The sequence below is a fragment of the Phenylobacterium sp. NIBR 498073 genome (genome assembly GCF_027286305.1).
Lineage (GTDB): Bacteria > Pseudomonadota > Alphaproteobacteria > Caulobacterales > Caulobacteraceae > Phenylobacterium.
Genome location: NZ_CP114599.1, coordinates 2,655,789 through 2,681,021 on the forward strand (window position 1 = coordinate 2,655,789; position 25,233 = coordinate 2,681,021).

Here is a 25,233-nt window from a genome sequence, read left to right on the forward strand (position 1 = left end):
CTCCCCCTTAAGCTTGCCAGGCCCACAGCGCGTAGGACAGCAGTCCCGCCACGCCGAGCAGCATTACGAACGCATAGTGATAGACGTAGCCGGTCTGCAGCCGCCCGGCCCGACGGCCGAGGGTGTAGGACAGCGCCGAGACCCCGTTCGGCCCAAGGCCGTCGATGATCTTCTGGTCGCCGACCTTCCAGAACACGTCGCCCAGGAACTTGCTGGCCCGCACGAAGGTCGCCTCATAGATCTCGTCGAAGAACCACTTGTTGTAGAGGAAGGTCCACAGGGGGCCCTTCCGCGCCGCGATCGCCGCACCGAGGCCTTCACGCATGATGTAGACGTAGTAGGCGCTGGCGAAGCCGATCGCCGAGACCGCCAACGGCGCCCACTTCACCCAGGTCGGCACATGGTGTGCGTGCTCCAGGACGTGGTTGTCCGCGCCGTTGAAGATCGCGCCGCGCCAGAACTCGGTCCAGCCCTCGCCGACGAAGTGGTCGACGAACACGTAGCCGGCCGCGACGGCGCCGAACGCCAGCAGCAGCAGCGGAACCAGCATGATCGCCGGGCTCTCGTGCGGCTTGTGGTCGTGGCCATGACCATGGTCGTGGTCGGCCAGCGGCTCGTCGTGGGTTTCGATCTGCGCCGAGGAGGCGTGATCGTCGTGGCCGTGGCCATGGGCGTGCGCGTGGTCGTCGTGATGGCCCCACTTGGCGGTGCCGTGGAAGGTCATGAACGCCAGGCGCCACGAATAGAAGGCGGTCAGCCCGGCGGCGAAGATGCTGACCACGAAGGCGAAGTAGGCCACGCCACCGTACAGCTGTCCGGCTGCGAAGGCGCTCTCGATGATGGTGTCCTTCGAGTAGAAGCCCGCGAAGCCCAGGTGCAGGTTCGGCAGACCAAAGCCCGTGATCGCCAGGGTGCCGATGGTCATCACCGCGTAGGTGACCGGCAGGTACTTCCACAGCGCGCCCATCTTCCGCATATCCTGCTCGTGGTGCATGCCGTGGATCACCGAACCGGCGCCCAGGAACAGCAGGGCCTTGAAGAAGGCGTGCGTGAACAGGTGGAACATCGCCGCCTGATAGGCGCCCACGCCGGCCGCGAAGAACATGTAGCCGAGCTGCGAACAGGTCGAATAGGCGATGACGCGCTTGATGTCGTTCTGCGCCAGGCCGACGGTCGCGGCGAACAGCGCCGTGACCGCACCGATGATCGTGACGATCTGCTTGGCGTACGGCGCGTACTCGAACATCGGCGACAGCAGGCAGACCATGTAGACGCCGGCGGTGACCATGGTCGCCGCGTGGATCAGCGCCGACACCGGGGTCGGGCCTTCCATCGCGTCCGGCAGCCAGGTGTGCAGGAAGAACTGCGCCGACTTGCCCATCGCGCCGACGAACAGCAGGGCGCAGGCCAGGTCGACCGCGTGCCAGTACGAGCCGGCGAACCACCAGCCCTCGTTGGCCATGGACGGGATCTTCGGGAACAGCTCGGCGAACTGGATCGTGCCGAACATCCAGTAGACGGTCATGATGCCCAGCACGAAGCCGAAGTCGCCGACCCGGTTGACCACGAAGGCCTTGATCGAGGCGGCGTTGGCGGTCGGCTTCTTGAACCAGAAGCCGATCAGCAGGTAGCTGGCCAGGCCCACGCCTTCCCAGCCGAAGAACAGCTGCATGAAGTCGGCCGCGGTGACCAGCGCCAGCATGGCGAAGGTGAACAACGACAGATACGCGAAGAAGCGCGGCTTACTGTCGTCCTCGGCCATGTAGCCCCACGAATAGACGTGGACCAGCGAGGAGACGCTGGTGACGACCACCAGCATGACCGCCGACAGGCCGTCGAGCCGGATCGACCAGTTCGACTGGAAGTCGCCGATGTTGATGAACGGCAGAAGCTTGATGGTGAAGGCTTCGAGGCCGCCCCAGGTCCACTGGCTGAAGATCGTCCAAGAGAGGACGGCCGACAGCAGCAGCAGGCCGGTGGTGATCGATTGCGACGCGACGTTGCCGATGCGGCGGCCGAACAGGCCGGCCACGATCGCGCCGACGAGCGGCGCGAAGACGACGGTGGTGATCAGAGACTGCGGTGTCATGTTCAGGTCCGTCAGCCCTTCATCATCGAGACGTCGTCGACGGAGATGTCGCCGCGATTACGGAAGAAGGTGACAAGGATGGCCAGGCCCACGGCGGCCTCGGCGGCCGCCACGGTAAGGACGAACATGGCGTAGATCTGCCCCACGACGTCGTGGAGGTAGACCGAGAACGCCACGAGATTGATGTTCACGGCGAGCAGGATCAGCTCGACCGACATCAGGATGACGATGATGTTCTTGCGGTTCACGAAGATCCCGAACACCCCGATGGTGAACAGGATCGCGGCCACCGCGAGATAGTGGGTGAGCCCGATCATTGGTCGATCCCCTGCCCCGGCTTGATCTGAACGACGCGCATGCCGGTCTTCGGCGTGCGGGCGACCTGGTCGACGATGACCTGGCGGCGCACGCCCGGCTTGTGGCGCAGGGTCAGGACGATGGCGCCGATCATGGCCACCAGCAGCACCAGCCCCGCGGCTTGGAAGAAGTAGACGTAGTCGGTGTAGAGCACCCGGCCGATCGTCTCGATGTTCGAAACGTCGCCGTAGACCTGCGGCGTGTCGGCCTTCGGCTTGCCGCCCGTGGCCACCGCGGTGGCCACCACGATCATCTCGATGACCAGCACGCCGGCGACCAAGCCGCCCAGCGGCAGGTAGCGGGCGAAGCCTTGACGGAGCGCGGCGAAGTCGACGTCGAGCATCATGACGACGAAGAGGAACAGCACCGCGACTGCGCCGACATAGACGACGACGAGCAGCATCGCGAGGAACTCCGCGCCCATAGTCACGAAGAGGCCCGCGGCCGAGAAGAAGCTGAGGATCAGGAACAGTACCGAGTGCACGGGATTGCGGGAGGAAACCACCCCGAACCCTGCGCCTACGGTCACCGCCGCCAGCAGGTAGAATGCGATCGCCAAGGCCATGACGGCTTTTCTCAGCCCCTTAGTTTACTTGGTCCGCCCCGCCGAGGATCCGGCGCGGGCGAAGGTGGTCGTCTCACGGATGCGCCGGCGCTTACCGGTAGGGCGCGTCCAGTTCCAGGTTCTTCCCGATCTGCCGTTCCCAGCGGTCGCCGTTCGAGAGCAGGCGCTCCTTGTCGTAGTAGAGCTCCTCGCGGGTCTCGACGGCGAACTCGATGTTCGGGCCCTCGACGATGGCGTCCACCGGGCAGGCCTCCTGGCACAGGCCGCAGTAGATGCACTTGACCATGTCGATGTCGTACCGGGTCGTGCGGCGGCTGCCGTCGTCACGCGGTTCGGCTTCGATGGTGATGGCCTGGGCCGGGCAGATCGCCTCGCAAAGCTTGCAGGCGATGCAGCGCTCCTCCCCGTTGGGATAGCGGCGCAGCGCGTGCTCGCCGCGGAAGCGCGGCGACTGCGGACCGCGCTCGTGCGGGTACTGAACGGTGGCCTTCGGCTTGATCATGTACTTCATCGCCAGGCCGAACGCCCCGACGAAGTCCATCAGGGCCGCGCCCCTGACTGCCTGTGAAATTCGCTGCATCATTTCGCGGTTACTTTCTCTTGCAGGCGTAGTCGGTCATGCGCTTGCCCGAGCCCTCGGGGCTGCGGATCAGCTCCCCGCCCTTGGCGGCGCAGGCCGAGCTGGCGGACTTCAGCGCGTCGTAGCTGGCCACGCCCCCGGTTACGTCGGGGCCGCCCGCCGAACTGGCGCAGGACGAAAGGGAAATCAGGAAGATGCTGGCCATCACCGCCCTCATGCGCCCCCCGGACCGAAAACGCGCCAACCCGCGACCAGGACCACGGCGACCAGCGAAGTCGGCAGGAACACCTTCCAGCCCAAGCGCATCAGTTGGTCGTAGCGATAGCGCGGCACGATCGCCTTCACCATGCCGATCAGGAAGAAGAAGAAGCAGATCTTCATGACGAACCACATCAGGCCGTAGAAGCTCTGCACCGTCGGCGGCCAGGTATGCTCGACGCCGAGCACGAACGGGGCCTGCCAGCCGCCGAAGAACATCACCGAGATCAGGGCGCACATCAGCACGATGTTCACCAGCTCGCCGATCATGAACAGCAGGAACGGGCTGGAGGAGTACTCGACCTGGTAGCCTGCCACGAGTTCGGATTCAGCCTCCGGCAGGTCGAACGGCGGACGGTTGGTCTCGGCCAGGGCCGAGATGAAGAAGATCACCGCCATCGGGATCATGACCAGCGCCAGCGGCAGGTTGTGCAGGCCTTGGCCGCCGAACACGTTCCAGTTCCAGAAGCCGCCGCTCTGCAGCTCGACGATCTTCTGCAGGTTCATCGTGCCCGAGAGCAGGATGACGGTGACGATGACGAAGCCGATCGAGACTTCGTACGACACCATCTGCGCCGCCGAACGCAGCGAGCCGAGGAACGGGTACTTCGAGTTCGAAGCCCAGCCGCCCATGATGATGCCGTAGACGCCCAGCGAGCTGATCGCGAACAGGTACAGCACCCCGACATTGATGTCGGAGACCACCCAGCCCGGCGCGAACGGGATCACCGCCCAGCCGACCATGGCCAGGACGAAGGTCAGCACCGGGGCCAGCAGGAAGACGAACTTGTCGGCCCCGTCGGGGATGACGATTTCCTTCAGCACGAACTTGATCAGGTCGGCGAATGACTGCAGCAGGCCGAACGGCCCGACGACGTTGGGCCCCTTGCGCATCTGCACGCCGGCCCAGATCTTCCGGTCGGCGAGCATGAAGAAGGCCAGCGCGACCAGCAGCGGCAGCACGACCGCCAGGATCTGCGCGACCGTGATCAGGGTCCAGCCGCCCGGCGTAGCCCAGAAGTTGTTGGCGACAGCGTCCATGCCCCTACTCCGCCGCGATCTTGGCGGCGCCGGAAGCGACGGCGGCGCACTCGGCCATCGTCACGCTGGCGCGCGCGATGGGATTGGTCAGATGGAAGGTCTTCACCGCGCTCTCGAACGGAGCCTCTGAGACCTCGCCCTTGGAGCCCAGCGATCCGAAGTCCAGGGCCGCGCCGGCCGAACCGGGGGCGTAGTCGACCTGACCGAAACTCGGATGGTCGGCGAAGAGCTTGGCCCGCAGCTGGGCCAGGGTGTCGTAAGGCAGGGTCACGCCCAGGCGGTCGGAGAGCGCCCGGAACACCGACCAGTCCTCGCGGGCCTCGCCCTTGGGGAACACGGCGCGGTAGCCGAACTGCACCCGGCCTTCGGTGTTGACGTAGATGCCGTCCTTCTCGGTGTAGGCCGCGCCCGGCAGGACCACGTCCGCCGAGTGCGCGCCGGCGTCGCCGTGCGTGCCGAGATAGACCTTGAAGGCGTCGCTGCCCTTGGCGTCGATCTCGTCGGCGCCGAGCAGGAACAGCACGTCCAGAGCGCCCGGCTGCACCATGTCCTTGGCGCTCTTGCCGCCCTCGCCCGGCACGAAGCCGAGGTCCAGGCCGCCGACGCGCGAGGCCGCGGTGTGCAGCACGTTCCAGGTCATGCCGAAGCTCTTGGCGACCGCGGCGGCGGCGGCGAGCACCGCCTGGCCGTCGTCGCGCGACAGCGCGCCGGCGCCGACGATGATCGCCGGCTTCTTGGCTTCCTTGAGCGCCTTGACGAAGTCGCTCTTGGCCCGGCTCAGGCCGGCCAGGGTCGCAGCGCCGGCGCCGAGATAGTCGTACTTGTAGGTCAGGTCGGCCTGCTCGCCGATCACGCCGACGCGCAGCGCGCCCGCCAGCCAGCGCTTTCGCAGGCGCGCGTTGAACACCGGCGCTTCGACGCGCGGATTGGTCCCGACCAGCAGGACGACGTCGGCGTCTTCGATGCCGGCGATCGTCGAGTTCATCAGCCAGCTCTCGCGCGGTCCGCCGCCCAGCACCATGCCGTCCTGGCGGCAGTCGATGTTGGCCGAGCCGAGCGCGGTGAACAGGTCCTTGGCGGCAGCCATGGACTCCACGTCCTGGACGTCGCCGGCGATCACGCCGATGCGCTCGCCGCTGGCAGCCTTGACCTTCGCGGTGATCAGCTCGAACGCCTGCGCCCAGGTCGCCGGCTGCAGGCGCCCGTCCTTACGGACGAACGGCTGGTCCAGGCGCTGGCGCGACAGGCCATCGACCGCGTAGCGCGTCTTGTCGCTGATCCACTCTTCGTTGATCTCTTCGTTCAGGCGCGGCAGCACCCGCAGGACCGCCGGACCGCGGCTGTCGACGCGGATCGCCGAACCCAGCGCGTCCATGACGTCGACGCTCTCGGTCTTCTTCAGCTCCCAAGGCCGCGCATTGAACGCGTACGGCTTGGAGGTCAGCGCGCCGACCGGGCACAGGTCGATGACGTTGGCCGACAGTTCCGACCCGACCGACTTGTCGAGATAGGTCGTGATTTCAACGTCTTCGCCGCGCGAGATAAGACCGATGTCCGGCACGCCGGCCACTTCGGTGATGAAGCGGACGCAGCGCGTGCACTGGATGCAGCGGGTCATCACCGTCTTGATGAGCGGACCCATGTACTTTTCTTCGACGGCCCGCTTGTTCTCGGCGTAGCGGCTGTCGTCGCGGCCATAGCCCATGGCCTGATCCTGCAGGTCGCACTCGCCGCCCTGGTCGCAGATCGGGCAGTCCAGCGGGTGGTTGATGAGCAGGAACTCCATCACCCCTTCGCGGGCCTTCTTCACCATCGGCGTGTTGGTGAAGATCTCCTGGCCTTCGGCGGCCGGCAGCGCGCAGGACGCCTGCGGCTTCGGCGGGCCGGGCTTCACCTCGACCAGGCACATGCGGCAGTTGCCGGCGATGCTGAGACGCTCGTGATAGCAGAAGCGCGGGATTTCCTCGCCGGCCAGTTCCGCCACCTGCAGGACCGTCATGCCGGGTTCGAACTCGACCTCGGCGCCGTTGACTTTAGCCTTGGGCATTAGGGGTTACTCCGCCGCTTGCAGGGACGCGCCCTGCACATGCGGCCTTCCGGCCCGGTATTGGGTGATGCGGTCTTCCACCTCGTGGCGGAAGTGGCGGAACAGGCCCTGGATCGGCCAGGCCGCCGCATCGCCGAGACCGCAGATCGTGTGACCTTCGACCTGGCTGGCGACGTCCAGCAGCATGTCGATCTCGCGCATCTCGGCTTCGCCGGTGACCATGCGCTCCATGACCCGCCACATCCAGCCGGTGCCTTCGCGGCACGGGGTGCACTGGCCGCAGCTCTCGTGCTTGTAGAAGTACGACAGGCGCGCGATCGCCTTCACGATGTCGGTGGACTGGTCCATCACGATCACCGCCGCGGTGCCCAGGCCCGACTTCAGCGCCGAGAGGCTGTCGAAGTCCATCAGTGCGGTCTCGGCCTCGTGGGCTGGGATCATGCGGACCGACGAGCCGCCCGGGATCACCGCCTTCAGGTTGCCCCAACCGCCGCGGATGCCGCCGCAATGGTCTTCCAGCAGCTGCTTCAGCGGGATCGACATCGCCTCTTCGACGACGCACGGCTTGTTCACGTGGCCAGAGATGGCCATCAGCTTGGTGCCCGTGTTGTTCGGCCGGCCGAAGCCCGAGAACCATTCTGCGCCCCGGCGCAGGATGGTGCCGACGACCGAGATCGACTCGACGTTGTTGATGGTGGTCGGGCAGCCGTAGATGCCGGCGCCGGCCGGGAACGGCGGCTTCAGGCGCGGCTGGCCCTTCTTGCCTTCCAGGCTTTCCATCAGCGCGGTTTCGTCGCCGCAGATATAGGCGCCGCCGCCATGGGTGACGTGCAGGTCGAAGTCCCAACCGTGGACGTTGCCCTTGCCGATCAGCTTGGCCTCGTAGGCCTGCTTGATCGCCGCTTCCAGGCGCTCGCGCTCATGCACGTACTCGCCGCGGATGTAGATGTAGCAGGTGTGCGCGCGGATCGCGTAGCTGGCGATCAGGCAGCCTTCGATCAGCAGGTGCGGATCATTGCGCATGATCTCGCGGTCCTTGCAGGTGCCCGGCTCGGACTCGTCGGCGTTGACCACCAGATAGTGCGGGCGCTCGCTCTCCTGCTTGGGCATGAAGGTCCACTTCAGGCCCGTGGAGAAGCCCGCGCCGCCGCGGCCGCGCAGGCCCGAGGCCTTGATCTGGTCGCAGAGCCATTCCGGCGTCTGCTTCAGCATCTCACGCGTGCCGTTCCAGGCCCCGCGCTTCTTCGCTCCCTCGAGGCCCCAGTCGTGCAGGCCGTAGAGGTTGGTGAAGATGCGGTCCTTGTCTTCGAGAATACCGACCAAGGCCCCTACACTCCTCTGTCCGCGCGCGCCGGGCGCGCGATCGAATTCATTGCGCTCACTGGGCCGGCTCCTTGGCGCCCTTGGACGGCTTGGGCGCGTTGGGAAGCGACTTGATCGGCTTGGCGCGCGTGCCGTCGTACAGCGACGCGTCGCTGAGCGTCAGCGGGCCGCCCTCCGGCGCAGAACCGCTGCGGCCGATCACCGAGCCCGGGGCGCGCGGCTTGCCGGCGGCGAACTCGTCCAGAACCGCGTCGAGCGTCTCGACCGTCAGGTCTTCGTAGTAATAGTCGTTGATCATCGCCATCGGCGCGTTGGAGCACGCGCCCAGGCACTCGACTTCCTGCCAGTAGAACTTGCCGTCGGCCGACAGGTGATCCTTCGGGCCAAGGCGCTTCTTGCAATGGGCGATCAGCTCGTTGGCGCCGCGCAGGGCGCACGGCGTCGTGCCGCAGACCTGCACCAGCGCATGGGTGCCGACCGGCTCGAGCATGAACATGGTGTAGAAGGTCGCGACCTCCAGCACCCGGATCTGGGCCATGCCCAGCAGCTCGGCGACGAGGCGGATGGCGGGCTCGGAGACCCAGCCCTCCTGCTTCTGCACGAGCCACAGAATCGGAATGACCGCCGATTGCTGGCGGCCGGCCGGGAACTTGGAGATCCACCAATCCGCCTGCTTCTTGGTCTCCGCGGAGAACTCAAAGCTGGCGGGCTGGTTCGGAGAGAGGCGGCGAACGCTCAAGCGATCCTCACTTCACGAAGTCGACGCGGACGATCTTGGCGTCCGAGACGGTGTAGATGGCGGCGACCTCGAAGGGTTCGGCGTCCGGCGAACGCTTCACCCGCTCGTGGTCGATGACCCGGGCGCCGACCACGATGCGGTTCAGCAGCTCGGCATGATTGTGCGGGAAGTCCGCGAAAACCTGCCGGTACTTGGCGCGATAGGCCTCGATCCCGGAGATCGTCACCGCCCCGTTCAGGTCGGCCACAACGACGTCGTCGGCGAAGCACGCGCAGTGCGCGTCCAGGTCCTGGGCGTTGTAGGCCTCAAGCTGGGCCTCGGCCACGTCGAACGGGCTGATGCAGGCGGGCGCGCTCACCGGTCGATCTCCCCGAACACGATGTCGAGCGAACCGAGGATGGCGGACACGTCGGCCAGCATGTGGCCGCGGTTCAGCCAGTCCATCGCCATCAGGTGCGGGTAGCCCGGCGCGCGGATCTTGCAGCGGTAAGGCTTGTTGGTGCCGTCGGAGACGACGAACACGCCGAACTCGCCCTTCGGCGCTTCCACGCAGGCGTAGACCTCGCCCGGGGGCGTGCGGAAGCCTTCGGTATAGAGCTTGAAGTGATGGATGAGAGCTTCCATCGACCGCTTCATCTCACCACGGCGCGGCGGCGCGAACTTGTTGTCTTCCGTCAGCACAGGGCCCGGCGTTTTCTTAAGCCGATCAGCGCATTGGATGATGATCTTCGCGCTCTGACGCATCTCTTCCATACGGCAGAGATAGCGGTCGTAGCAGTCGCCGTTGACGCCCAGCGGGATGTCGAACTCGAAGTCGTCGTAGCACTCGTAGGGCTGGCTGCGGCGCAGGTCCCAGGCGATGCCCGAACCGCGCACCATGACGCCCGAGAAGCCCCAGTTGATCGCCTCCTCCTTCGACACGACGCCGATATCGACGTTGCGCTGCTTGAAGATGCGGTTGCCGGTGATCAGCTTGTCGATGTCGCTGATCGGGCGCTCGAAGGCGACCGCCCAGTCACGGATGTCGTCGACCAGCGCGTCCGGCAGGTCCTGGTGGACGCCGCCCGGACGGAAGTAGTTGGCGTGCAGGCGAGCGCCGCAGGCGCGCTCGTAGAACACCATCAGCTTCTCGCGCTCTTCGAAGCCCCACAGCGGCGGGGTCAGGGCGCCGACGTCCATCGCCTGGGTGGTGACGTTGAGCAGGTGATTCAGGATCCGGCCGATTTCCGAGAACATCACCCGGATGATCGAGCCGCGGATCGGGACTTCCAGGTCCAGCAGCTTCTCGATGGCCAGGCAGAACGCATGCTCCTGATTCATCGGCGCCACGTAGTCGAGGCGGTCGAAGTACGGGATGTTCTGGAGGTAGGTCCGGTACTCCATCAGCTTTTCGGTGCCGCGATGCAGCAGGCCGACGTGCGGGTCGACCCGCTCGACGACTTCACCGTCCAGCTCGAGCACCAGGCGCAGCACGCCGTGCGCCGCCGGGTGCTGCGGGCCGAAGTTGATGTTGAACTTGCGGACCGGGGTTTCCGGGATCGCGACCGGGTTCGAAGCGTCGTCGGCCATTATTTCGCCTCCGCCTTTTCATCGCCCGGCAGCACGTACTCGGCGCCTTCCCAGGGCGAGAGGAAGTCCCAGTTGCGGAATTCGACCGATTTAACCGGTTCGTAGACCACCCGCTTCAGCTCGTCGTCGTAGCGCAGCTCGACATAGCCGGTCATCGGGAAGTCCTTCCGCAGCGGATGGCCGTGGAAGCCGTAGTCGGTGAGAATCCGGCGCAGGTCCGGATGCCCTTCGAAGAACACGCCGTACATGTCGAAGGCCTCGCGCTCGAACCAGTCGGCGCACGGATAGACGCCGGTCACGGTCGGAACCGGGGTGTCCTCGTCCGTCTGCACCTTGATCCGGATGCGGCGGTTCTTGGTCAGCGACAGCAAGTGGTAGACCACGTCGAAGCGCTGGGCGCGCTCCGGGTAGTCGACGCCGCAGAGGTCGATCAGCTGCTGGAAGCCGAACTGGTCGCGCAGCAGGGTCAGCGCCTCGACGATTCGGCTGGCGGACCCCGTGAGGGTCAGCTCGCCATAGGCTACCTCGAAGCCGGCGACGGCGCCGGCCCCGGCGGTGACGATCTCATCGCCCAGCGACCGCAGGGCGTCTTCGGTCAGGGGCCAGCTCATCGCTCGATCGTCCCCGTCCGGCGGATCTTCTTCTGCAGCTGCAGCACGCCGTAAACCAGCGCTTCGGCCGTGGGCGGGCAGCCCGGGACATAGATGTCGACCGGAACGATGCGGTCGCAGCCGCGCACCACCGAGTAGGAGAAGTAGTAGTAGCCGCCGCCGTTGGCGCACGAGCCCATCGAGATGACGTAACGCGGCTCCGGCATCTGGTCGTAGACCTTGCGCAGAGCGGGAGCCATCTTGTTGCAGAGCGTGCCGGCGACGATCATCACGTCCGACTGACGCGGGCTGGCGCGCGGGGCGAAGCCGTAGCGCTCCAGGTCGTAGCGCGGCATCGAGGCCTGCATCATCTCGACCGCGCAACAGGCCAGGCCGAACGTCATCCACATCAGCGAGCCGGTGCGCGCCCAGGTGATCAGGTCGTCGGCTGCCGCCGTAATAAAGCCCTTGTCCGCCAGTTCATTCGACACGCCGTCGAAGAACGGGTCATGGAGCTTGGGGTCGTAGCCTTCGACCGTCGAACGGCCGGCCGAACCCGCGGGAACGATCACTCCCATTCCAGGGCGCCTTTCTTCCATTCGTAGATGAAGCCGACGGTCAGCACGCCGAGGAAGGTCATCATCGACCAGAAGGCGAACTGTCCGAGCTCCTGCGGCAGCTTCATGAGCGACACCGCCCACGGGAACAGGAACGCCACTTCAAGGTCGAAGATGATGAAGAGGATCGACACCAGATAGAACCGGACGTCGAACTTCATTCGCGCATCGTCGAAGGCGTTGAAGCCGCACTCATAGGTGGACAGCTTCTCAGGATCCGGCGCCTGCGGAGACAGCGTGGCCGAAGCCACGATGAATGCGAGGCCCAGGGCGGTCGCGATCCCTAGGAAGATCACGATGGGCAGATACTGCAAAAGAAAGGCGTTCATGGAATCCTCGAAGGAGTCGCGCGCCCTTCTAGACCAGCATCGCTCAGGGTTCAAACGGCGTGGTGCGACCGGTGGTATCGCAAATGCGCGCAACCTGCATCGTCTGATAATTCCGCGCCCCGCGCCCGTGATCCATGCTCACATGTCTTCGATGGCGGAGAAGGTACGACTGACAATCACTCGCAATATTTGACAGCGCTCCCGGCCCTTTTCGGAGAAAAAAGCAGGCCTCGCCGGTTTGTCCACAGCTGCGCAAGATTGGCCGTTGACACGATTCAGGCGGGGTCATATCAGACGCCCCTCGCGGCGACGTAGCCGTCACGCGGATGTAGCTCAGTTGGTTAGAGCGCCGGCCTGTCACGCCGGAGGTCGCGGGTTCGAGCCCCGTCATTCGCGCCACTTCTTCTTTCCCTACAAGAACCTGATGTAAAGTGCAGCGCCGCACAGCACGCCATTTGGCGAGCTCCATGCCGCTCAAGCCGCCGACGCGCCTGCGACTGAACCGACGGCTCTCACATCCCCGCACCGATCCCCCTTCCGATTTCGATTCAGGTGGGGTATCAGACGCCCCTCGCGGCGACGTAGCCGTCACGCGGATGTAGCTCAGTTGGTTAGAGCGCCGGCCTGTCACGCCGGAGGTCGCGGGTTCGAGCCCCGTCATTCGCGCCACTTCCCCCGACAACTCAAGAACATAGCGCAAAGCGGCCAATGCTGGCGCGCGCGTCGCTTCCCACGAAAAACTTGAAATGGCTCTGCTTGACTTGGGGTGGCGCCGGGCGTCCGCTTCTCCCAATGAGGGAGGACGCTATGCCAAGAATACATGCGCCGGCAGTCGCCTTTGCGGCGGCCGCCTGCTTCTGGGCCGGATCAGCCGAGGCGGCCCGCTACTATGAGATCACGCTCAAGGGCGAGCTGGTGAGCGAATTGGGCTACGGCCCATGGGAACTCAACACCGGGGTCGATCAAAAGCTGGCGGTCGGAAACATCGTCACGTTGACCGCGCGCTTCAACGCCGATCGGGCCTTCGACCAGGGCGGAGGCTTCGTGGCTGGTCTTTACGGCCTGCCGACCGGCGGCGAAGAGTTCTGGCGCCTCGACGTCGGCGGCCTCACCTGGAATTCGATTCACGAGATGTACGATGGCTTCCCGATCTACGTCGATGACGAAAACTATTACGCCGACCCGTCGATCCGCTTCGCCGGCGGCAAGGTGACCGGCGTCTCCGGCGAGATGGTGCCGACCTCGACCGACACGATCCCGGTCTTCCGGCTCTCCGATTTCCGCATCGAGCCGGGCGAAGGGCTATATGGAAACACCTACGGGACCCAGGGCTTCAAAGGGACCTGGGACTACGCTGGCTCGTCGGCGGTCCTCTCGGGCGTGCCCGAGCCGGCGACCTGGGCGATCATGATTGTCGGGTTCGGCATGACCGGGGCGACGATCCGGGCCGCCCGCCGCCGCGGCAAGACCGCCCACGCCTAGCAGGCCGCCTCCGGGGCGGCGGCTCTCGCGCCCCGGAGCACGCCTTGGCTCCCTGAGACTCGACCATTCCCTCCAACGCGCGGACACCTTCACTGTCGACGGAGGATGCGCGCATGAGGACCTACCGCATGGTTTGGTTCGGACTGCTGCTGCAGTACTTTCTGATGGTCCAGGAGCAGGCAGGCGCGGACTTCGCCACCCGGACCGTCAATTTCTTCAGCTACTTCACCATTCTCAGCAACCTGCTGGCGGCGCCATGTCGGCCCCGACGCTCGCCCCGGCAAGCCCGCTCGGTCGCCACTTCGCCACTCGGGCCGCGCGCACCGCGCTCAACCGCCTTCTGGGCGGCAGGGCTTAGGCCGCCCCCTCACGCATTCCCTTCAGCGCCGCGGCCCAGCGGGCCAGCTCGTCCAGCATGGTCTTGGCCGAGCCCAGGTGGATTTCGTTGGGCGTGAAGCGCTTCTCGTCGTCCAGATGCTGGCTGAACATTGGGATCATCACCTGCTCGGGCAACGGCATAATCTTGAAGCTGGTCATCATCAGCTTCTCAGTCTGGGTGGCGCGGATGCCGCCCGACACCCCGCCATAGCTGACGAAGCCGGCGACCTTGTTGTGCCACTCGAGCACCAGGTAGTTCATCGCGTTCACCAGCGAGGGCGGCGGCCCGAAGTTGTACTCGGGCGTCACGAACACGAATGCGTCGGCGCTCTCCACGCTCGCGCTCCAGGCCTTGGTGTGGGCGTGCTCGTACTTGCGCAGGCGCGGATGGTGAGGCTCGTCGAAGACCGGCAGGGCGTAGTCAGCCAGATCTTCGAGGCTGACATCGAAGCCGCCATGCTCCTTGGCGTAGGTTTCGAACCACCGACCGATCGAAAGACCGACACGCCCAGGGCGGGTCGAACAGACGATGACGTTGAGCTTCAGGGCCATGGCGATTCTCCGAGCAAACCTATCGCCCCCAGCATAGCCGGCCCGGGGCCTCGAAGTCGTCCGCCGGAATGGCGCGCGCTCCTATCCGGGCGGCCCGCGCTCGAACACGGGCAGGCCGGGCGTCATCTGATGCCAGGACGGCGCGTCGACCGTCCAGATGTGCATGCCCGGCGACAACGCCGACGGATCGTCGAGGCCGCCCAGCTTCACGGCCAGGAACGGCAGCACCTCCGGGTCCGAGTAGAGCGGCGTGCCGCAATCAGGGCAGAACGCCCGCAGCACGTCCTGACCGCTGCCGCCGGGACTGACGAACGCCTTCGGCTCGCCCTGCGTCACCTCGAAGGCCTCGCGCATCACCAACGCCACATAGTTCGGGCCGCCGCCGGAGCTGTACTGACATTGCCGACAATGGCAGACGCCCACTCCCATCGGCGCCTGGCTGACCCGGAAGCGGATCTTGCGACAGGCGCAGCCGCCCTGAAGTTCACTCATCACCCCTCCCCTAGCCGACCAGTTCGGCGCTCTTCGTCAGCACGAAATCATCCGGGTCGGGCGCCAGCGTCGCGCGCCAGTAGTCGACAAGGGCGAAGGGCCAGTTCTGGCTGACGCGGCCGCTCTCGCTCTTGTACCAACTGCTCACCTGCGGCGCGCCCCAGGCCATCAGGCTGTTGCCGGCGTCCACCCGCTCATTGAACGCGTCATGCACCTCGCGGCGCGGCTCCATCGCCGTCGCCCCGGTCTGGGCCAACAGCTTCAGGCACCCGACGATGTAGCGGACGCTGCACTCGGAGAAGAAGATGATCGAGCCGTTGACGACGATGTTGGTGTTCGGCCCGTAGATCATGAACAGGTTCGGGAAGCCCGGCGTGGTCATGCCGAGATAGGCCCGCGGGTCGCCGCCCCAGGTCTCGTGCAGATCGGCCCCGCCGCGTCCTTTGATCTTCATCGGCCACAGGAACTTCGATGCATGGAAGCCGGTGCCGTAGATGATCACGTCGAAATCGCGCGACTTGCCGTCGGCGGTGGTGACACCGGTCTCGGTGATCTCGGCGATGGAGTCGGTGACCAGCTCGACGTTCGGTCGCTGCAGCGCGGCCATCCAGACGCCGTTGTCGAGCAGCGAGCGCTTGCCGCCGACCGGATAGTTCGGGATCACCTTCTCAACCAGGTCGGGCCGGTTCGGGGCCTGCTCGGCGATCGCCATCGCGATCATGTCCCGGAAGCCTTGGTTCAGTTCGCTGACCGCGGTCGGCGGGCCGTTCCAGGCGGGATCGGCGGTGACCATCGGCAACAGGCCGTCCGTCACCATCCAGAACATCCAGAAGCGGTACCATTTGTCGTAGAACGGCACGTGCTCCATCAGCCAGTTCATCCCCTCGGGGACGTCCTCGTGATAGTGCGCCACGGGGAACCCCCAAGGCGGGGTGCGCTGGAAGACGGTCAGGCTGGCGACCTTGCCGGTGATCTCGGGCACGAACTGATAGGCGCTGGCGCCGGTGCCGATGACGGCCACGCGCTTGCCGGTCAGGTCGACGTCGTGTCGCCACTCGGCTGAGTGGAAGGCCGGCCCGGCGAAGCGCTCCCGGCCCTTGATATCCGGATATCGCGGCCGGTTCAGTTGGCCGACCGCGGTGACGACGGCGTTGGCCTCCACATGCTCGACGCCCTCCGGGGTCTTCAGCCGGACCTTCCAGACGCCGCGATGATCGTCCCAGACCATCTCCTCGACCGTGACCCCGAAGCGGATGTGCTTCTTCAGGTCGTGCTTGGCGGCGACCCCGCGGAAATAGTCCAGCAGCACCGGCTGGGTGGAGAAGTGCTGCGGCCAGAAGTGGTTCGGCTCGAAGCTGTAGGAATACATGTGGTTCGAGGAGTCGACCCGGCAGCCGGGATAGGTGTTCTCCAGCCAAGTCCCGCCAACGTCGGCGTTCTTGTCGACCACCTGGAACGGCACGCCGGCCTGCTCGAGGCGCAGCGCGGTCAGCAGGCCCGACATTCCCGCCCCGACCACCAGGACATGCAGCCGGCGCGCGACGGTCTTCAGCTCCGGCGACCAGTCGGGATCCTTCGAGGAGTGGCCGTCCAGCGCCAGTTCGTCGGTGAGGAAGTCGCCATAGCTGTCGGGGATGTCGGCCCCGGCCACGAAGCTCATCATTTCCCGGACCATGGCCGGCGACGGCGTCGCCGCCATCGGGGTCTTGCCGGTCAGGTAGTCGGTGATCGCCGCCTTGGCGAGCGCGCGCATCTTCGCCTGTTCGCCCTCGGGAACTCCGGTCTCGCCTCGCGACAGCGGCGTATAGGCCGGCCGCCACTCGGACCGCAGCCAACCGGGATCGCCGGTCAGGTGGACGAGCGCCGCCGAGAGCGCCGGCAGATGCGCCGTCGCCAACGCCTGGTCGAGAGGCCCAAGGTCCACCGCCATGACACGTCTCCGCCCTGACTATCGTTGTTATGCGAGAAGACTACGCCTCTCGCGCGCCAGGGAAAGGGCGCCGTGACGTCAGCTAGGCGTGAATGCGGACCGGCAGCGTCTCATAACCCTTCACGAAGCTGGAACGGACCCGCCGCGGTTCGCCGACGACTTCCACATGCTTGAACCGCTTGAGGATTTCCTCCCAGACGATGCGCAGCTGCATCTCGGCCAGGCGGTTGCCGACGCAGCGGTGGATGCCGAAGCCGAACGACAGATGCTGGCGCGGCCGTTCGCGGTCGATGACGAAGGCGTCCGGATTGGCGATCACCTCGTCGTCACGGTTACCCGAGACGTACCACATGACCACCTTGTCGCCCTTGCGGATCTGCTTGCCGGCCAGCTCGACGTCTTCCAGCGCCGTACGGCGCATATGAGCGAGCGGGGTCTGCCAGCGGATGATCTCCGAGACCATCGACGGGATCAGCGCCGGGTTCGCCTTCAGCTTGTCGTACTGTTCGGGATTCTGGTTGAGCGCTAGCAGACCGCCGCTGATCGAGTTGCGGGTGGTGTCGTTGCCGCCGACGATCAGCAGGATGATGTTGCCGAGATATTCGTCGGGACTCATGTTCCGCGTCGCCTCGCCATGGGCGAGCATCGAGACCAGGTCTCCTGCCGGCGGGCGGTTGACCCGCTGGTTCCAGAGTTCGGTGAAGCTGGCCAGGCATTCCATCAGTTCGGCCTGCCGCGCCTCTTCGGTCTCGCACAGCCCCCCTGGCATCGGCAGGGTCGTCGCCACGTCCGACCACCGCGTCAGCCGTCGCCGATGCTCGAACGGATAGTCGAACAACGTCGCCAGCATCTGGGTGGTCAGCTCGATCGACACCCGGTCGACCCAGTCGAAGGTCTCGCCGACCGGCAGTTCGTCGAGGATGCGCCCGGCCCGCTCGCGGATGATCGGTTCCAGAACCTGCAGGTTGGCGGGCGAGACCACTGGACTGACCGTCTTCCGCTGCACGTCGTGTTTAGGTGGATCCATCGAGATGAAGCTGGGCCGGCGCAGGTCTGGCCGCGCGTCGCGGATCGTGATCCCGCCCAGGGCGGCCTCCGACGAAAAGGTCCCGTGATTGGTGTCCACGGCCATGATGTCGTTGAACTTGGTGACCGACCAATAGGGACCGAACTCGCTGTCCTTGCACCAGTGGACCGGGTCCTCGCGCCGCAGCCGCTCGAAGTAGGGCCAGTGAGTATCGGTGCGGAACAGGTCAGGATCGCCGGGATTGAACTCCTCCAGCGGCAAGGAATAGGCCCTGGCCTTGGCCTCGTCGGCCAGCTTCATGGCGCCGTCAGCCATCGCGCGATCTCCCTGTGTGATCGACGCCTGGTCGCAGCTGCCGCCGGCGCCGTTGGACCGATGAAAGCCCAATCCGCCGATCGCCACAACAACCCTTTGAATCCAAACTAAGTTCGGTTCTCAGTCATCCTGCCGCGACTTCCAGACCGCATAGAGCGAGGGCCCGTCGCGAGGGACCGCCTGCTGGCGGATGTCGATCGCCTGGGCGTCCAATGGCTTGGCCATCTGCGCGTAGACACGGGCCGTGGACAGGCCGAACGCCTCGGCCTCGTCGTTCGAATAGCAGAAGCGCACCGCCGCCACTCCGGTCATGTGCATCGCCGCCAGGCACATCGGACATGGCTGGCCGCTGGCGTAGATCATGCAGCCGTCGAGCCGCGGGACGCCCAGCGCCTGCGCCGCCCTGCGCATCGCCGTCAGTTCGGCGTGGGCGGTCGGATCCCCCGTCGCGCCGATTTCGTTGACGCCGGTGGCGATGACCTCGCCGTCCTTGACCACCACCGCGCCGAACGGCCGCCCGCCGCTGTCGAGGACATTTGCCGTCGCCAGGTCCACGGCTTGGGCCATGAAGTCAGCCTCGGTCGGCATCGCCGCTACTCCACGCCTTGAGCGCGCCGGATCTGATCCATGACCGCCGGCGACAGGGTGACGCCGGAAGCGCCCAGGTTATCGATCAGGTGCGCCATGCGCGTCGTCCCGACCACTGCACAGGACACATGGGGGTCGGCCAGCACGTAGGCCAGCGCCGCCTGCGACGCCGACAGGCCATTCAATCGCCCCAAGAAGCCGAACCGCGCGCCCTTGGCGATGTCGCTACGGTGGTTCTTGAGCGCGCGCAGGGCGTACCAGACGTCCCGTGGCGCGCGCAGGCGCGTGACCTGCCGATTGGCGTGCCCCATGGCCAGCGCCATCCCGGCCAGCACGCCCTTGCCCTGCTGCGCCGCCCGAGCGATCAACGCCGCGCGTTCGGGCCGCAGGACGTTGTAGTCGACCATCACGACGTCGAAGACGGCCAGGTTGATGATGTGGTCGATCACCGCCGGGTCGAAACTGTTGGCGCCGACCGCGCCGACGAGCCCCCGCCGCTTCAGCTCCTCCAGCATCGCCAGCATTTCGTCGTCTAGCTCGGAGATCGCCGGGCCGTGCAGCTGCAGCAGCGGCAAGCGCTCCAGGCCCAGGTTGCGCAGGCTCCGCTCGACGCTGGCGACGATCGCCTGCGGCCGAAAATCGCGGGCTACCCGACGGCCATCGTGAAACGTGCCGGCCTTGGTGGCGACCACCACCCGCTCAAGGTCCCTGCCCTTCAGCGCTCGGCCAAGCCGCGGCTCGGCCTCGCCGCCGGAATAGGCGGCCCCGGTGTCAAAGAAGGTGACCCCGCGCTCCAGGGCGGCATGCACGAGGTTCACCGCCTGCCGCTCGTCGAACGCCTTCTGTCCCCACCAACTCGCACAACCGAGGCCGATCTCGGAAACACTGAGGCCGGTGCGGCCAAGGGCGCGAGCGCGCACGGGATCGGCGAGGCTTGGCAAGGTCAGGTCCGGGACGGCGCCTAGAATTCGCGTTGGCGCGGGCAACGCTTGCGTTAGTCACTGCGTGGGTAGCCGCTTCAGCGCCTTGGATGCAAGCCCGACCCAGCCGCCGCCGCTATCTGAAACCGGCTCACCGCAACGGCTTGAGGCGTCGCCGGTCGATTTCAACGGAATAGACATTTACTCCTGCACATAAGTTTTCTTCACGCAATTTCACGTTCATTTCCAAATGAATGGAAATACCATAATCAATATTTCGCCTTAACATTTCCAAACAAGCCGAACCATGAATGAAATCCAACTGACACGTTTCTGACATGGCCTCGACGCTCACCTCAGGTCGAAACCCCACAACATCATCTCTGGCCTTGAATACGGAAACCGCAGGGAATAATAACATCGTTATTCGACGCGAGCGCTGCGAACTTCGCATCGCAGGTCGAAAAAGGGGGAGGCGTAAAGGACGGGGGCCCGCAGAGCCCTCGCGGCCAGGAGGGCTACCCCCGATGCGCGACGTGTTCCCAGACGCCGTCATCGCCCTGATTCCGATGATGCGCGGCTATGCCATGAGCCTCACACGCTCCAGATCGGAGGCGGACGACCTGGTTCAGGACACCCTCGTGAGGGCCTGGAGATTTCGAACCGCCTACGAACCGGGAACCAACCTGAAGGCCTGGCTCTACAAGATCCTGCGCAACATCTTCTATTCGAACCATGCCCGTCGCCGCCTGGTGGTTCAGGACGCCGACGGCAGGCTGACGGCCCAGCTGTCCTGCACGCCGGAGCAGGAGTGGCAGGTCGAATTCGGTGACCTGCTGCGCTCGCTGGACCGTCTCACGCCGGACACCCGCGACGCCCTGCTGCTGATCGTCGTCGCCGGGCTGAGTTACGACGAGGCCGCCGAAGTCTGCGGCTGCGCGACCGGCACCTTGAAGAGCCGCGTCAGCAGGGCCCGCGCCCGCCTGGCCGAACTGCTCGACTACGACCTGCCCGCCGCGCGCCGCCATCTCGCGCGCCGTCCCGCCGCCCCTCGGGGTGCGAATGAACTCCCAGGTCGGGCCTGACGTTTAGTCGCCGGCTACGGGGCTCTCCACAGTTCGGATCCGAGCAGATGACCACAGCACCCCCCCGCTCCCTGCGTCGCCTGGCGATCATCGGCGCTGCGATCGTCACGTTCGCAACCACCGCTCCGGCCCGGGCCCAGGAGGACGTCTCCGCCAAGCTCGCGCGCATCGAAGCGTTGCTGCTCGACCAGTCCTCGCGGTTGTCGGTCCAGGAGCGCAGGTTGGCCGAACAGGCCGCTCTCATTCAACAGCAGGATTTGGAACTGCGTGCCCTGCGCGCGACGCGGGACGAGGCCCTATCGGAGATCCGCGCTGGCCGGGCTGCGGCTCCCCAGCAGGCCGCGCCGCTCAATCCGCCGATGGGGCCGGCGCCGACGACGACCGCCGCCGCAGCCCCAACGCCGACCCGGCCGGTGGGCGAGGCCCCGCCCGCAGCGACCACCGAACAGAAGGCGCGCGAGGTCGCCGCCATCCCCGAACGCCTCGGCGTGCTGACGCCGGCCGGGCGGTTCGTATTCGACCCGACCATCGAGTATGTGCGCAGCAGCACGAACCGCCTGACCTTCAGGGGGGTGGAAATCGTGCCCGGCATCAATCTTGGCCTGATCGAGGCGGGCGACGCCGATCGCGACTCCGTCGTCGGCACGCTGGCCGCGCGCTATGGCCTGAGCAACCGGCTGGAGGTCGAGGCCCGCGTTCCCTACGTCTATCGCCACGATCGCATCACCACCGTCGCCGCAGCCGACCGCGCCGTCACCCGCACCATGGAACTGGACGCCAACGACCTCGGCGACGTCGAGGTGTCGGGGCGCTACCAGCTCAACAGCGGCGACAACGGCTGGCCGATCTTCGTCGCCGGCGTTCGGGTCAAGTCGGACACCGGCGTCGGCCCCTACGACGTCGACTTCGACGACTTTGCGGTCGCCAAGGGCCTGGCGACCGGCTCTGGCTTCTGGGCGACCGAGCTTGGGCTGACGATGCTCTATCCCAGCGATCCTGCGGTTATCTATGGCGGGATCAGCTACCTGCACAACTTTGCTGGTTCAGTCGACAAGGCGGTCGGCAACAACATCTTCGTCGGCGAGGTGGACCCGGGCGACGGCGTCAACGCCAGCATCGGGTTCGGCCTCGCCCTCAATCCGAAGTTCTCCGTCTCATTCGGCTACTCCCACCACTACATTTTCCCGACCGACACCGAGATCAACAACACCACGCAAAGCTCCAACAGCCTCTCGATAGGCGCGCTGCAGATGAGCCTCTCCTACCGCCTGAGCCGGCGCCTCACCCTGATCAACAGCTTCGAATTCGGGGTGACCAGCGATGCGCCGGATATGCGGCTGACGGTGCGCGCGCCCTATTCCTTCTGATGTCAGGGGCGGGCGGCGTCGCGCAGCGCAGCGCCGACCGCCTCCATCATGCGCATGTTGGCGCGCTCCTGCACCGCCGCCTGCTGGAACTGCGTCAGCTCCGGGATCGCCAGGTCGATCTGGACCTCCTGGCGGATGTCGCGGTTGTTCGCCGTGTTGACCACGATGTTGGAGATCCGCGCCGCGCTCAGCTCGTGCAGCACGACGGTCGTTCCGCCGTCTCCAGCCAGCGCAACCCCCGGCAGCTGCGCCGCCCCTTCGGCCAGCGTCACCTGGCCGGTCTGTCCCTGCGTCGCGAGGGGCGGCGCCGATTGCGTCTGCGTGGCCCCCAGATCGGTCCAAACCAGCTTGGTTTCCAAGGCCAAGGCGCCGTCGACGAAGGTGCGCACGGACGCCCCGAACCCGACCTCCATCCCAGTCGGCAACCGCAGGCCACCCCGCTCGGCGGCCAGCTCCCTATCGCTCAGCGCCGCGCCGACACCGATCGCCTGCTGCGCCGACGCTCCGCCCACGGCGATAACGAGGCTCAGGACTAGCGCGGCGAGGATCGAACAATAGGGCATGGCGTCAGAACCCCGCCGCCGGCCGGTTCTCCCAGACCACTTGGTAGAGCGGCGGCAACTGCATCGTGAGGGCCGCCAGGGACTCGTCCGCCAACGGCTGGCCGGCTAGTGTCGTCGTGGTCGCCGCCCATTCATTTGGAGTGTTGTAGAGGCCGCGGCTCGGTCCGGAGTGGATCCCGAATATGATGCCGTTCCAGACCTTTTCGAACTCGTCCTGGTGGTAGGACTTGAGCCCCAGCGCCGGATCGCCGACCAGGATGCGGTCCGCTCCCGCCCCCTTCACCACCACGAAGTGCTTGTAGGTCCCGACCGTGATCACCGCGATCGACGGCCACTTGGCGTGGACCAGAGCGTCCGCATCGATGCGGTAGCCGTCGGCCTTGTAGCCGCGCGCCTCCAGGTAGCGCTTCATGTCCAGCAGCGAGAAACCCACCTTCTGGATCTTCGCCTGATCGCCTCCGGCGTACATCGCCTTGAAGATGTCGACCTCGGTGACGTCGACGCCGTAGTGATAGCGCAGCAGCGTCGCCAGCGCCGCCGAGCCGCAGCTGTAGTCGTACTGCTGGCGCACGACCGTCCGGAAAGGCATGTCGCGAAGGGTCGTGACGCGGTCGAGCGCATAGAGCGATCCACCGTCCGAAAAGGCGATCTGCGCCGTCGCTGGGTTCGTCAGCGCGAGCGCGCCGGCGATTGCTGCGATGGCCAATTGTCGACCCTGACGCGGCATGACGCTGCGCCTAGGATCCGCCAAGGGTGGCGATGTTGACGCTAATCACGCCCTGCAGGTTGTTATTGTTGCCGGTATTGACGACGAAGTTGCCGATCCCGGAGTAGTCGCCCGTCGAGAAATCGACATTGCCAGTGGCGACCTGATCGGCCGCGATCGATCCGGAGTTGCTGGCCGAAAGCTGCTGGTTCGACAGCGCTTCGACGACAACCCCCTGCCCGCCGCTGATGGCGCCGAGTTCGGTCTCGCCGATCGGCGCGGCCCTAAGTCCTTCCGGCGCATCTTGAGCTATCGCCTCGACCGACGTTACGGGGCGGCCGGCCGGCGCATCCTCCGCCAGCGCGGAGCCTGAGGCCCCGAGGACGACCAGGCCAGCCAGCCCGCCGAACTTCCACCTGGACATCGCTCCCTCCAAATCGCCGAAGCCGCGGATGCGAGTACGGGCCGGCCTCCGGACGGACGCCGGCCCGAGTACGCTTACGGAGCGCCGAAACTGATGTTGGCGTTCGCCGACAGCGAGGTCGCCGCCTGGCCTTGCGAATTGATGCCCGAGTTGGCGTTGGCGGTCTGGATCCCGCCGAACGCGGCGCCGTCGAACGAAGCATTGCCAGTGGTGATCGAACCGGTCGCGCCGTCGCCGCCGGTGTTCGACACCGGAGAACCGGTGACCGAGCCGTTGAGCGTCTGGGTCGACACGGCGGTGTAGGTCGCCGTCGTCGAATTGTCCGAGTTGTCCGAATTGTCGGAGTTGTCGGTCGTCGAACTGTTCGAGTTATCCGAGCTGTTCGAATTGTCCGAATTATTGGAGTTGTCGGAATTGTTCGAATTGTCGGTGGTCGAATTGTTGGAGTTGTCTGTAGTCGAGTTGTTGGAATTGTCGGTGGTCGAGTTGTTCGAATTGTCAGTGGTCGCCTGGTTCACCGTCGCTGTCGAGGTGTTGTCGGCGGAGGTGTTGTCGACCTGCGCGATCGCCATGGTGCTCATGCCGAGGCCGATCACCAACGCGGCGGCCGAAGTGAGAAGCTTGGATTTCATAGGGTCACCCTCCCAGGGTCGCTGATGTTTGGAGGCGCCTGTCCTCCGGCCGCCAGAACCGGCGGGACATGGGGAGAGTTCGGATCACATGACCGTGAGCCCGATTTGTGAACCGCCTGCGGCTCCGACCGGGACGTGTGGTGGGCGGCGAGGGGTTCGAACCCCCGACCCCCTGGGTGTAAACCAGGTGCTCTGACCAGCTGAGCTAGCCGCCCTCATAGAATCGAAAAGGGCGACCTCCACGCGGGAAGGCCGCCCTTGAACGAAAACCGCTTGAACGGTTCTTAGTTCAGCGAGCCCTTCAGGCCTTCGCCGACGCGGAAACGCGCCGTCTTCGAAGCCGGACGGCTCACGGTCTCGCCGGTGCGCGGGTTACGCGCGGTGCCCGCCGCGCGGGTCACCGGCACGAAGCTGCCGAAACCAACGAGTCGGACTTCTTGGCCCGCCTTAAGCGACTCGGTGACGCTGTCGATGAACGCTTCCAGAGCATCCTTCGCCTGAGCCTTGTTGAGGCCCGCCTTGTCGGCGATCGCCGTGACGAGTTCGGCCTTGGTCATTTCTTGTCTCTCCCAGCCCATTATTCAAACCGCGAACCTCTCGCGGAAGCGCGAGGCTGCTTCGCGTTGCGCGATTATGGCGGTCGATTCTCGCCCGTCAAACAAAGGCGG

Annotated in this window: 28 protein-coding genes and 3 tRNA genes; 5 read left to right on the plus strand and 26 right to left on the minus strand. The window is 65.8% G+C overall.

Going from position 1 to position 25,233, the window contains the following annotated elements; genetic code table 11:
- Positions 1-7 precede the first annotated feature (7 nt).
- The 14 genes from nuoL to O4N75_RS13260 all read right to left on the minus strand — a co-directional run bounded on the left by nuoL (position 8) and on the right by O4N75_RS13260 (position 12,104).
- Entirely contained in the window at positions 8-2,089 is a 2,082-nt protein-coding gene (nuoL, locus tag O4N75_RS13195; protein ID WP_269625990.1) for an NADH-quinone oxidoreductase subunit L, read from the minus strand.
- An 11-nt stretch (positions 2,090-2,100) separates the two neighbouring features.
- Positions 2,101-2,406 carry an NADH-quinone oxidoreductase subunit NuoK gene (nuoK, locus tag O4N75_RS13200; protein ID WP_183770116.1) on the minus strand — a complete coding sequence of 102 codons (306 nt, stop codon included), beginning with the start codon at positions 2,404-2,406 and terminating at the stop codon, positions 2,101-2,103.
- The gene (locus O4N75_RS13205; RefSeq protein ID WP_269625991.1) at positions 2,403-3,011 is read right to left on the minus strand and encodes an NADH-quinone oxidoreductase subunit J; all 609 of its coding nucleotides are present in this window, start codon (positions 3,009-3,011) and stop codon (positions 2,403-2,405) included. Before O4N75_RS13205 ends, nuoK begins: the two co-directional genes overlap by 4 nt.
- 91 nt (positions 3,012-3,102) lie before the next feature.
- Positions 3,103-3,594, minus strand: coding sequence for an NADH-quinone oxidoreductase subunit NuoI (nuoI, locus tag O4N75_RS13210; RefSeq protein ID WP_269625992.1), 492 nt, complete (start codon positions 3,592-3,594; stop codon positions 3,103-3,105).
- A gap of 7 nt (positions 3,595-3,601) precedes the next feature.
- Positions 3,602-3,796 carry a hypothetical protein gene (locus O4N75_RS13215; RefSeq protein ID WP_269625993.1) on the minus strand — a complete coding sequence of 65 codons (195 nt, stop codon included), beginning with the start codon at positions 3,794-3,796 and terminating at the stop codon, positions 3,602-3,604.
- 8 nt (positions 3,797-3,804) lie between these two features.
- Positions 3,805-4,890: an NADH-quinone oxidoreductase subunit NuoH gene (nuoH, locus tag O4N75_RS13220; protein WP_269625994.1), complete on the minus strand. Its 1,086-nt coding sequence runs from the start codon at positions 4,888-4,890 to the stop codon at positions 3,805-3,807.
- A 4-nt stretch (positions 4,891-4,894) separates the two neighbouring features.
- Positions 4,895-6,937, minus strand: a complete 2,043-nt coding sequence (nuoG, locus tag O4N75_RS13225) for an NADH-quinone oxidoreductase subunit NuoG (protein ID WP_269625995.1) — start codon at positions 6,935-6,937, stop codon at positions 4,895-4,897.
- 6 nt (positions 6,938-6,943) lie between these two features.
- The gene (nuoF, locus tag O4N75_RS13230) at positions 6,944-8,260 is read right to left on the minus strand and encodes an NADH-quinone oxidoreductase subunit NuoF (protein ID WP_269625996.1); all 1,317 of its coding nucleotides are present in this window, start codon (positions 8,258-8,260) and stop codon (positions 6,944-6,946) included.
- A 55-nt stretch (positions 8,261-8,315) separates the two neighbouring features.
- Positions 8,316-8,999 (minus strand): NADH-quinone oxidoreductase subunit NuoE, encoded by a 684-nt coding sequence (nuoE, locus tag O4N75_RS13235; protein ID WP_267233043.1) that lies wholly within the window; start codon positions 8,997-8,999, stop codon positions 8,316-8,318.
- A gap of 7 nt (positions 9,000-9,006) precedes the next feature.
- The gene (locus O4N75_RS13240; RefSeq protein ID WP_269625997.1) at positions 9,007-9,357 is read right to left on the minus strand and encodes a nuclear transport factor 2 family protein; all 351 of its coding nucleotides are present in this window, start codon (positions 9,355-9,357) and stop codon (positions 9,007-9,009) included.
- On the minus strand, positions 9,354-10,568 hold the full coding sequence (locus tag O4N75_RS13245; RefSeq protein ID WP_269625998.1) for an NADH-quinone oxidoreductase subunit D: 1,215 nt from the start codon (positions 10,566-10,568) through the stop codon (positions 9,354-9,356). The genes O4N75_RS13240 and O4N75_RS13245 overlap by 4 nt, the downstream gene beginning before the upstream one ends.
- Positions 10,568-11,179: an NADH-quinone oxidoreductase subunit C gene (locus O4N75_RS13250; protein WP_269625999.1), complete on the minus strand. Its 612-nt coding sequence runs from the start codon at positions 11,177-11,179 to the stop codon at positions 10,568-10,570. Before O4N75_RS13250 ends, O4N75_RS13245 begins: the two co-directional genes overlap by 1 nt.
- Positions 11,176-11,757: an NADH-quinone oxidoreductase subunit B gene (locus tag O4N75_RS13255; protein ID WP_267233039.1), complete on the minus strand. Its 582-nt coding sequence runs from the start codon at positions 11,755-11,757 to the stop codon at positions 11,176-11,178. Before O4N75_RS13255 ends, O4N75_RS13250 begins: the two co-directional genes overlap by 4 nt.
- Complete coding sequence (locus O4N75_RS13260; RefSeq protein ID WP_056018620.1) at positions 11,727-12,104, minus strand: NADH-quinone oxidoreductase subunit A; 378 nt, start codon at positions 12,102-12,104, stop codon at positions 11,727-11,729. The genes O4N75_RS13255 and O4N75_RS13260 overlap by 31 nt, the downstream gene beginning before the upstream one ends.
- Before the next feature lie 322 nt (positions 12,105-12,426).
- Between O4N75_RS13260 and O4N75_RS13265 the strand changes: the two genes are divergently transcribed.
- The 3 genes from O4N75_RS13265 (at position 12,427) to O4N75_RS13275 (ending at position 13,586) form a co-directional block, all read left to right on the plus strand.
- Positions 12,427-12,503: transfer RNA gene (locus O4N75_RS13265), tRNA-Asp, on the plus strand.
- 193 nt (positions 12,504-12,696) lie between these two features.
- Positions 12,697-12,773 (plus strand) — tRNA-Asp (locus tag O4N75_RS13270).
- Between the two features lie 138 nt (positions 12,774-12,911).
- Entirely contained in the window at positions 12,912-13,586 is a 675-nt protein-coding gene (locus O4N75_RS13275; RefSeq protein WP_269626000.1) for a PEPxxWA-CTERM sorting domain-containing protein, read from the plus strand.
- A 354-nt stretch (positions 13,587-13,940) separates the two neighbouring features.
- Here the strand turns inward: O4N75_RS13275 and O4N75_RS13280 are convergent, their stop codons facing one another.
- The 6 genes from O4N75_RS13280 to O4N75_RS13305 form a co-directional block, all read right to left on the minus strand.
- Positions 13,941-14,516, minus strand: coding sequence for an NAD(P)H-dependent oxidoreductase (locus O4N75_RS13280; RefSeq protein ID WP_269626001.1), 576 nt, complete (start codon positions 14,514-14,516; stop codon positions 13,941-13,943).
- 81 nt (positions 14,517-14,597) lie between these two features.
- On the minus strand, positions 14,598-15,008 hold the full coding sequence (locus O4N75_RS13285; RefSeq protein WP_269626002.1) for a GFA family protein: 411 nt from the start codon (positions 15,006-15,008) through the stop codon (positions 14,598-14,600).
- A 10-nt stretch (positions 15,009-15,018) separates the two neighbouring features.
- Complete coding sequence (locus tag O4N75_RS13290; RefSeq protein ID WP_269626003.1) at positions 15,019-16,938, minus strand: NAD(P)/FAD-dependent oxidoreductase; 1,920 nt, start codon at positions 16,936-16,938, stop codon at positions 15,019-15,021.
- A gap of 82 nt (positions 16,939-17,020) precedes the next feature.
- Entirely contained in the window at positions 17,021-18,280 is a 1,260-nt protein-coding gene (locus O4N75_RS13295) for a cytochrome P450 (protein WP_269626004.1), read from the minus strand.
- A gap of 120 nt (positions 18,281-18,400) precedes the next feature.
- A complete protein-coding gene (locus tag O4N75_RS13300; protein ID WP_269626005.1) occupies positions 18,401-18,868 on the minus strand; it encodes a nucleoside deaminase in 468 nt (155 codons plus the stop codon).
- Positions 18,869-18,873: 5 nt separating this feature from the next.
- Positions 18,874-19,809 (minus strand): aldo/keto reductase, encoded by a 936-nt coding sequence (locus O4N75_RS13305; protein ID WP_269626006.1) that lies wholly within the window; start codon positions 19,807-19,809, stop codon positions 18,874-18,876.
- Positions 19,810-20,315: 506 nt separating this feature from the next.
- On the opposite strand from O4N75_RS13305, the gene O4N75_RS13310 reads away from it, so the two are divergent.
- The gene (locus O4N75_RS13310; RefSeq protein ID WP_269626007.1) at positions 20,316-20,873 is read left to right on the plus strand and encodes a sigma-70 family RNA polymerase sigma factor; all 558 of its coding nucleotides are present in this window, start codon (positions 20,316-20,318) and stop codon (positions 20,871-20,873) included.
- Between the two features lie 47 nt (positions 20,874-20,920).
- Positions 20,921-22,240 carry a transporter gene (locus O4N75_RS13315; protein ID WP_269626008.1) on the plus strand — a complete coding sequence of 440 codons (1,320 nt, stop codon included), beginning with the start codon at positions 20,921-20,923 and terminating at the stop codon, positions 22,238-22,240.
- Between the two features lie 2 nt (positions 22,241-22,242).
- On the opposite strand, the gene O4N75_RS13320 is transcribed toward O4N75_RS13315, so the two are convergent.
- From O4N75_RS13320 to O4N75_RS13345, 6 genes are all read right to left on the minus strand, one after another.
- Complete coding sequence (locus tag O4N75_RS13320) at positions 22,243-22,803, minus strand: hypothetical protein (protein WP_269626009.1); 561 nt, start codon at positions 22,801-22,803, stop codon at positions 22,243-22,245.
- 4 nt (positions 22,804-22,807) lie between these two features.
- Entirely contained in the window at positions 22,808-23,509 is a 702-nt protein-coding gene (locus O4N75_RS13325; protein WP_269626010.1) for a C39 family peptidase, read from the minus strand.
- 31 nt (positions 23,510-23,540) lie between these two features.
- Positions 23,541-23,933: a hypothetical protein gene (locus O4N75_RS13330; RefSeq protein ID WP_269626011.1), complete on the minus strand. Its 393-nt coding sequence runs from the start codon at positions 23,931-23,933 to the stop codon at positions 23,541-23,543.
- Positions 23,934-24,007: 74 nt separating this feature from the next.
- Complete coding sequence (locus O4N75_RS13335) at positions 24,008-24,565, minus strand: hypothetical protein (RefSeq protein WP_269626012.1); 558 nt, start codon at positions 24,563-24,565, stop codon at positions 24,008-24,010.
- A gap of 138 nt (positions 24,566-24,703) precedes the next feature.
- Positions 24,704-24,780: transfer RNA gene (locus O4N75_RS13340), tRNA-Val, on the minus strand.
- Between the two features lie 69 nt (positions 24,781-24,849).
- Entirely contained in the window at positions 24,850-25,122 is a 273-nt protein-coding gene (locus tag O4N75_RS13345) for an HU family DNA-binding protein (protein ID WP_267233024.1), read from the minus strand.
- Between the last annotated feature and the right edge of the window lie 111 nt (positions 25,123-25,233).

Coding starts and splice junctions, on each gene's coding strand:
- nuoI (WP_269625992.1), bottom strand. CDS start 3,594: ATGATGCAGCGAATTTCACAGGCAGTCAGGGGCGCGGCCCTGATGGAC.
- O4N75_RS13280 (WP_269626001.1), bottom strand. CDS start 14,516: ATGGCCCTGAAGCTCAACGTCATCGTCTGTTCGACCCGCCCTGGGCGT.
- O4N75_RS13215 (WP_269625993.1), bottom strand. CDS start 3,796: ATGGCCAGCATCTTCCTGATTTCCCTTTCGTCCTGCGCCAGTTCGGCG.
- O4N75_RS13275 (WP_269626000.1), top strand. CDS start 12,912: ATGCCAAGAATACATGCGCCGGCAGTCGCCTTTGCGGCGGCCGCCTGC.
- O4N75_RS13290 (WP_269626003.1), bottom strand. CDS start 16,938: ATGGCGGTGGACCTTGGGCCTCTCGACCAGGCGTTGGCGACGGCGCAT.
- O4N75_RS13320 (WP_269626009.1), bottom strand. CDS start 22,803: ATGCCCTATTGTTCGATCCTCGCCGCGCTAGTCCTGAGCCTCGTTATC.
- O4N75_RS13260 (WP_056018620.1), bottom strand. CDS start 12,104: ATGAACGCCTTTCTTTTGCAGTATCTGCCCATCGTGATCTTCCTAGGG.
- O4N75_RS13205 (WP_269625991.1), bottom strand. CDS start 3,011: ATGGCCTTGGCGATCGCATTCTACCTGCTGGCGGCGGTGACCGTAGGC.
- O4N75_RS13330 (WP_269626011.1), bottom strand. CDS start 23,933: ATGTCCAGGTGGAAGTTCGGCGGGCTGGCTGGCCTGGTCGTCCTCGGG.
- nuoK (WP_183770116.1), bottom strand. CDS start 2,406: ATGATCGGGCTCACCCACTATCTCGCGGTGGCCGCGATCCTGTTCACC.
- O4N75_RS13335 (WP_269626012.1), bottom strand. CDS start 24,565: ATGAAATCCAAGCTTCTCACTTCGGCCGCCGCGTTGGTGATCGGCCTC.
- O4N75_RS13255 (WP_267233039.1), bottom strand. CDS start 11,757: ATGGAAGAAAGGCGCCCTGGAATGGGAGTGATCGTTCCCGCGGGTTCG.
- O4N75_RS13300 (WP_269626005.1), bottom strand. CDS start 18,868: ATGCCGACCGAGGCTGACTTCATGGCCCAAGCCGTGGACCTGGCGACG.
- O4N75_RS13250 (WP_269625999.1), bottom strand. CDS start 11,179: ATGAGCTGGCCCCTGACCGAAGACGCCCTGCGGTCGCTGGGCGATGAG.
- nuoL (WP_269625990.1), bottom strand. CDS start 2,089: ATGACACCGCAGTCTCTGATCACCACCGTCGTCTTCGCGCCGCTCGTC.
- O4N75_RS13345 (WP_267233024.1), bottom strand. CDS start 25,122: ATGACCAAGGCCGAACTCGTCACGGCGATCGCCGACAAGGCGGGCCTC.
- O4N75_RS13245 (WP_269625998.1), bottom strand. CDS start 10,568: ATGGCCGACGACGCTTCGAACCCGGTCGCGATCCCGGAAACCCCGGTC.
- nuoG (WP_269625995.1), bottom strand. CDS start 6,937: ATGCCCAAGGCTAAAGTCAACGGCGCCGAGGTCGAGTTCGAACCCGGC.
- nuoH (WP_269625994.1), bottom strand. CDS start 4,890: ATGGACGCTGTCGCCAACAACTTCTGGGCTACGCCGGGCGGCTGGACC.
- O4N75_RS13310 (WP_269626007.1), top strand. CDS start 20,316: ATGCGCGACGTGTTCCCAGACGCCGTCATCGCCCTGATTCCGATGATG.
- O4N75_RS13295 (WP_269626004.1), bottom strand. CDS start 18,280: ATGGCTGACGGCGCCATGAAGCTGGCCGACGAGGCCAAGGCCAGGGCC.
- O4N75_RS13315 (WP_269626008.1), top strand. CDS start 20,921: ATGACCACAGCACCCCCCCGCTCCCTGCGTCGCCTGGCGATCATCGGC.
- O4N75_RS13285 (WP_269626002.1), bottom strand. CDS start 15,008: ATGAGTGAACTTCAGGGCGGCTGCGCCTGTCGCAAGATCCGCTTCCGG.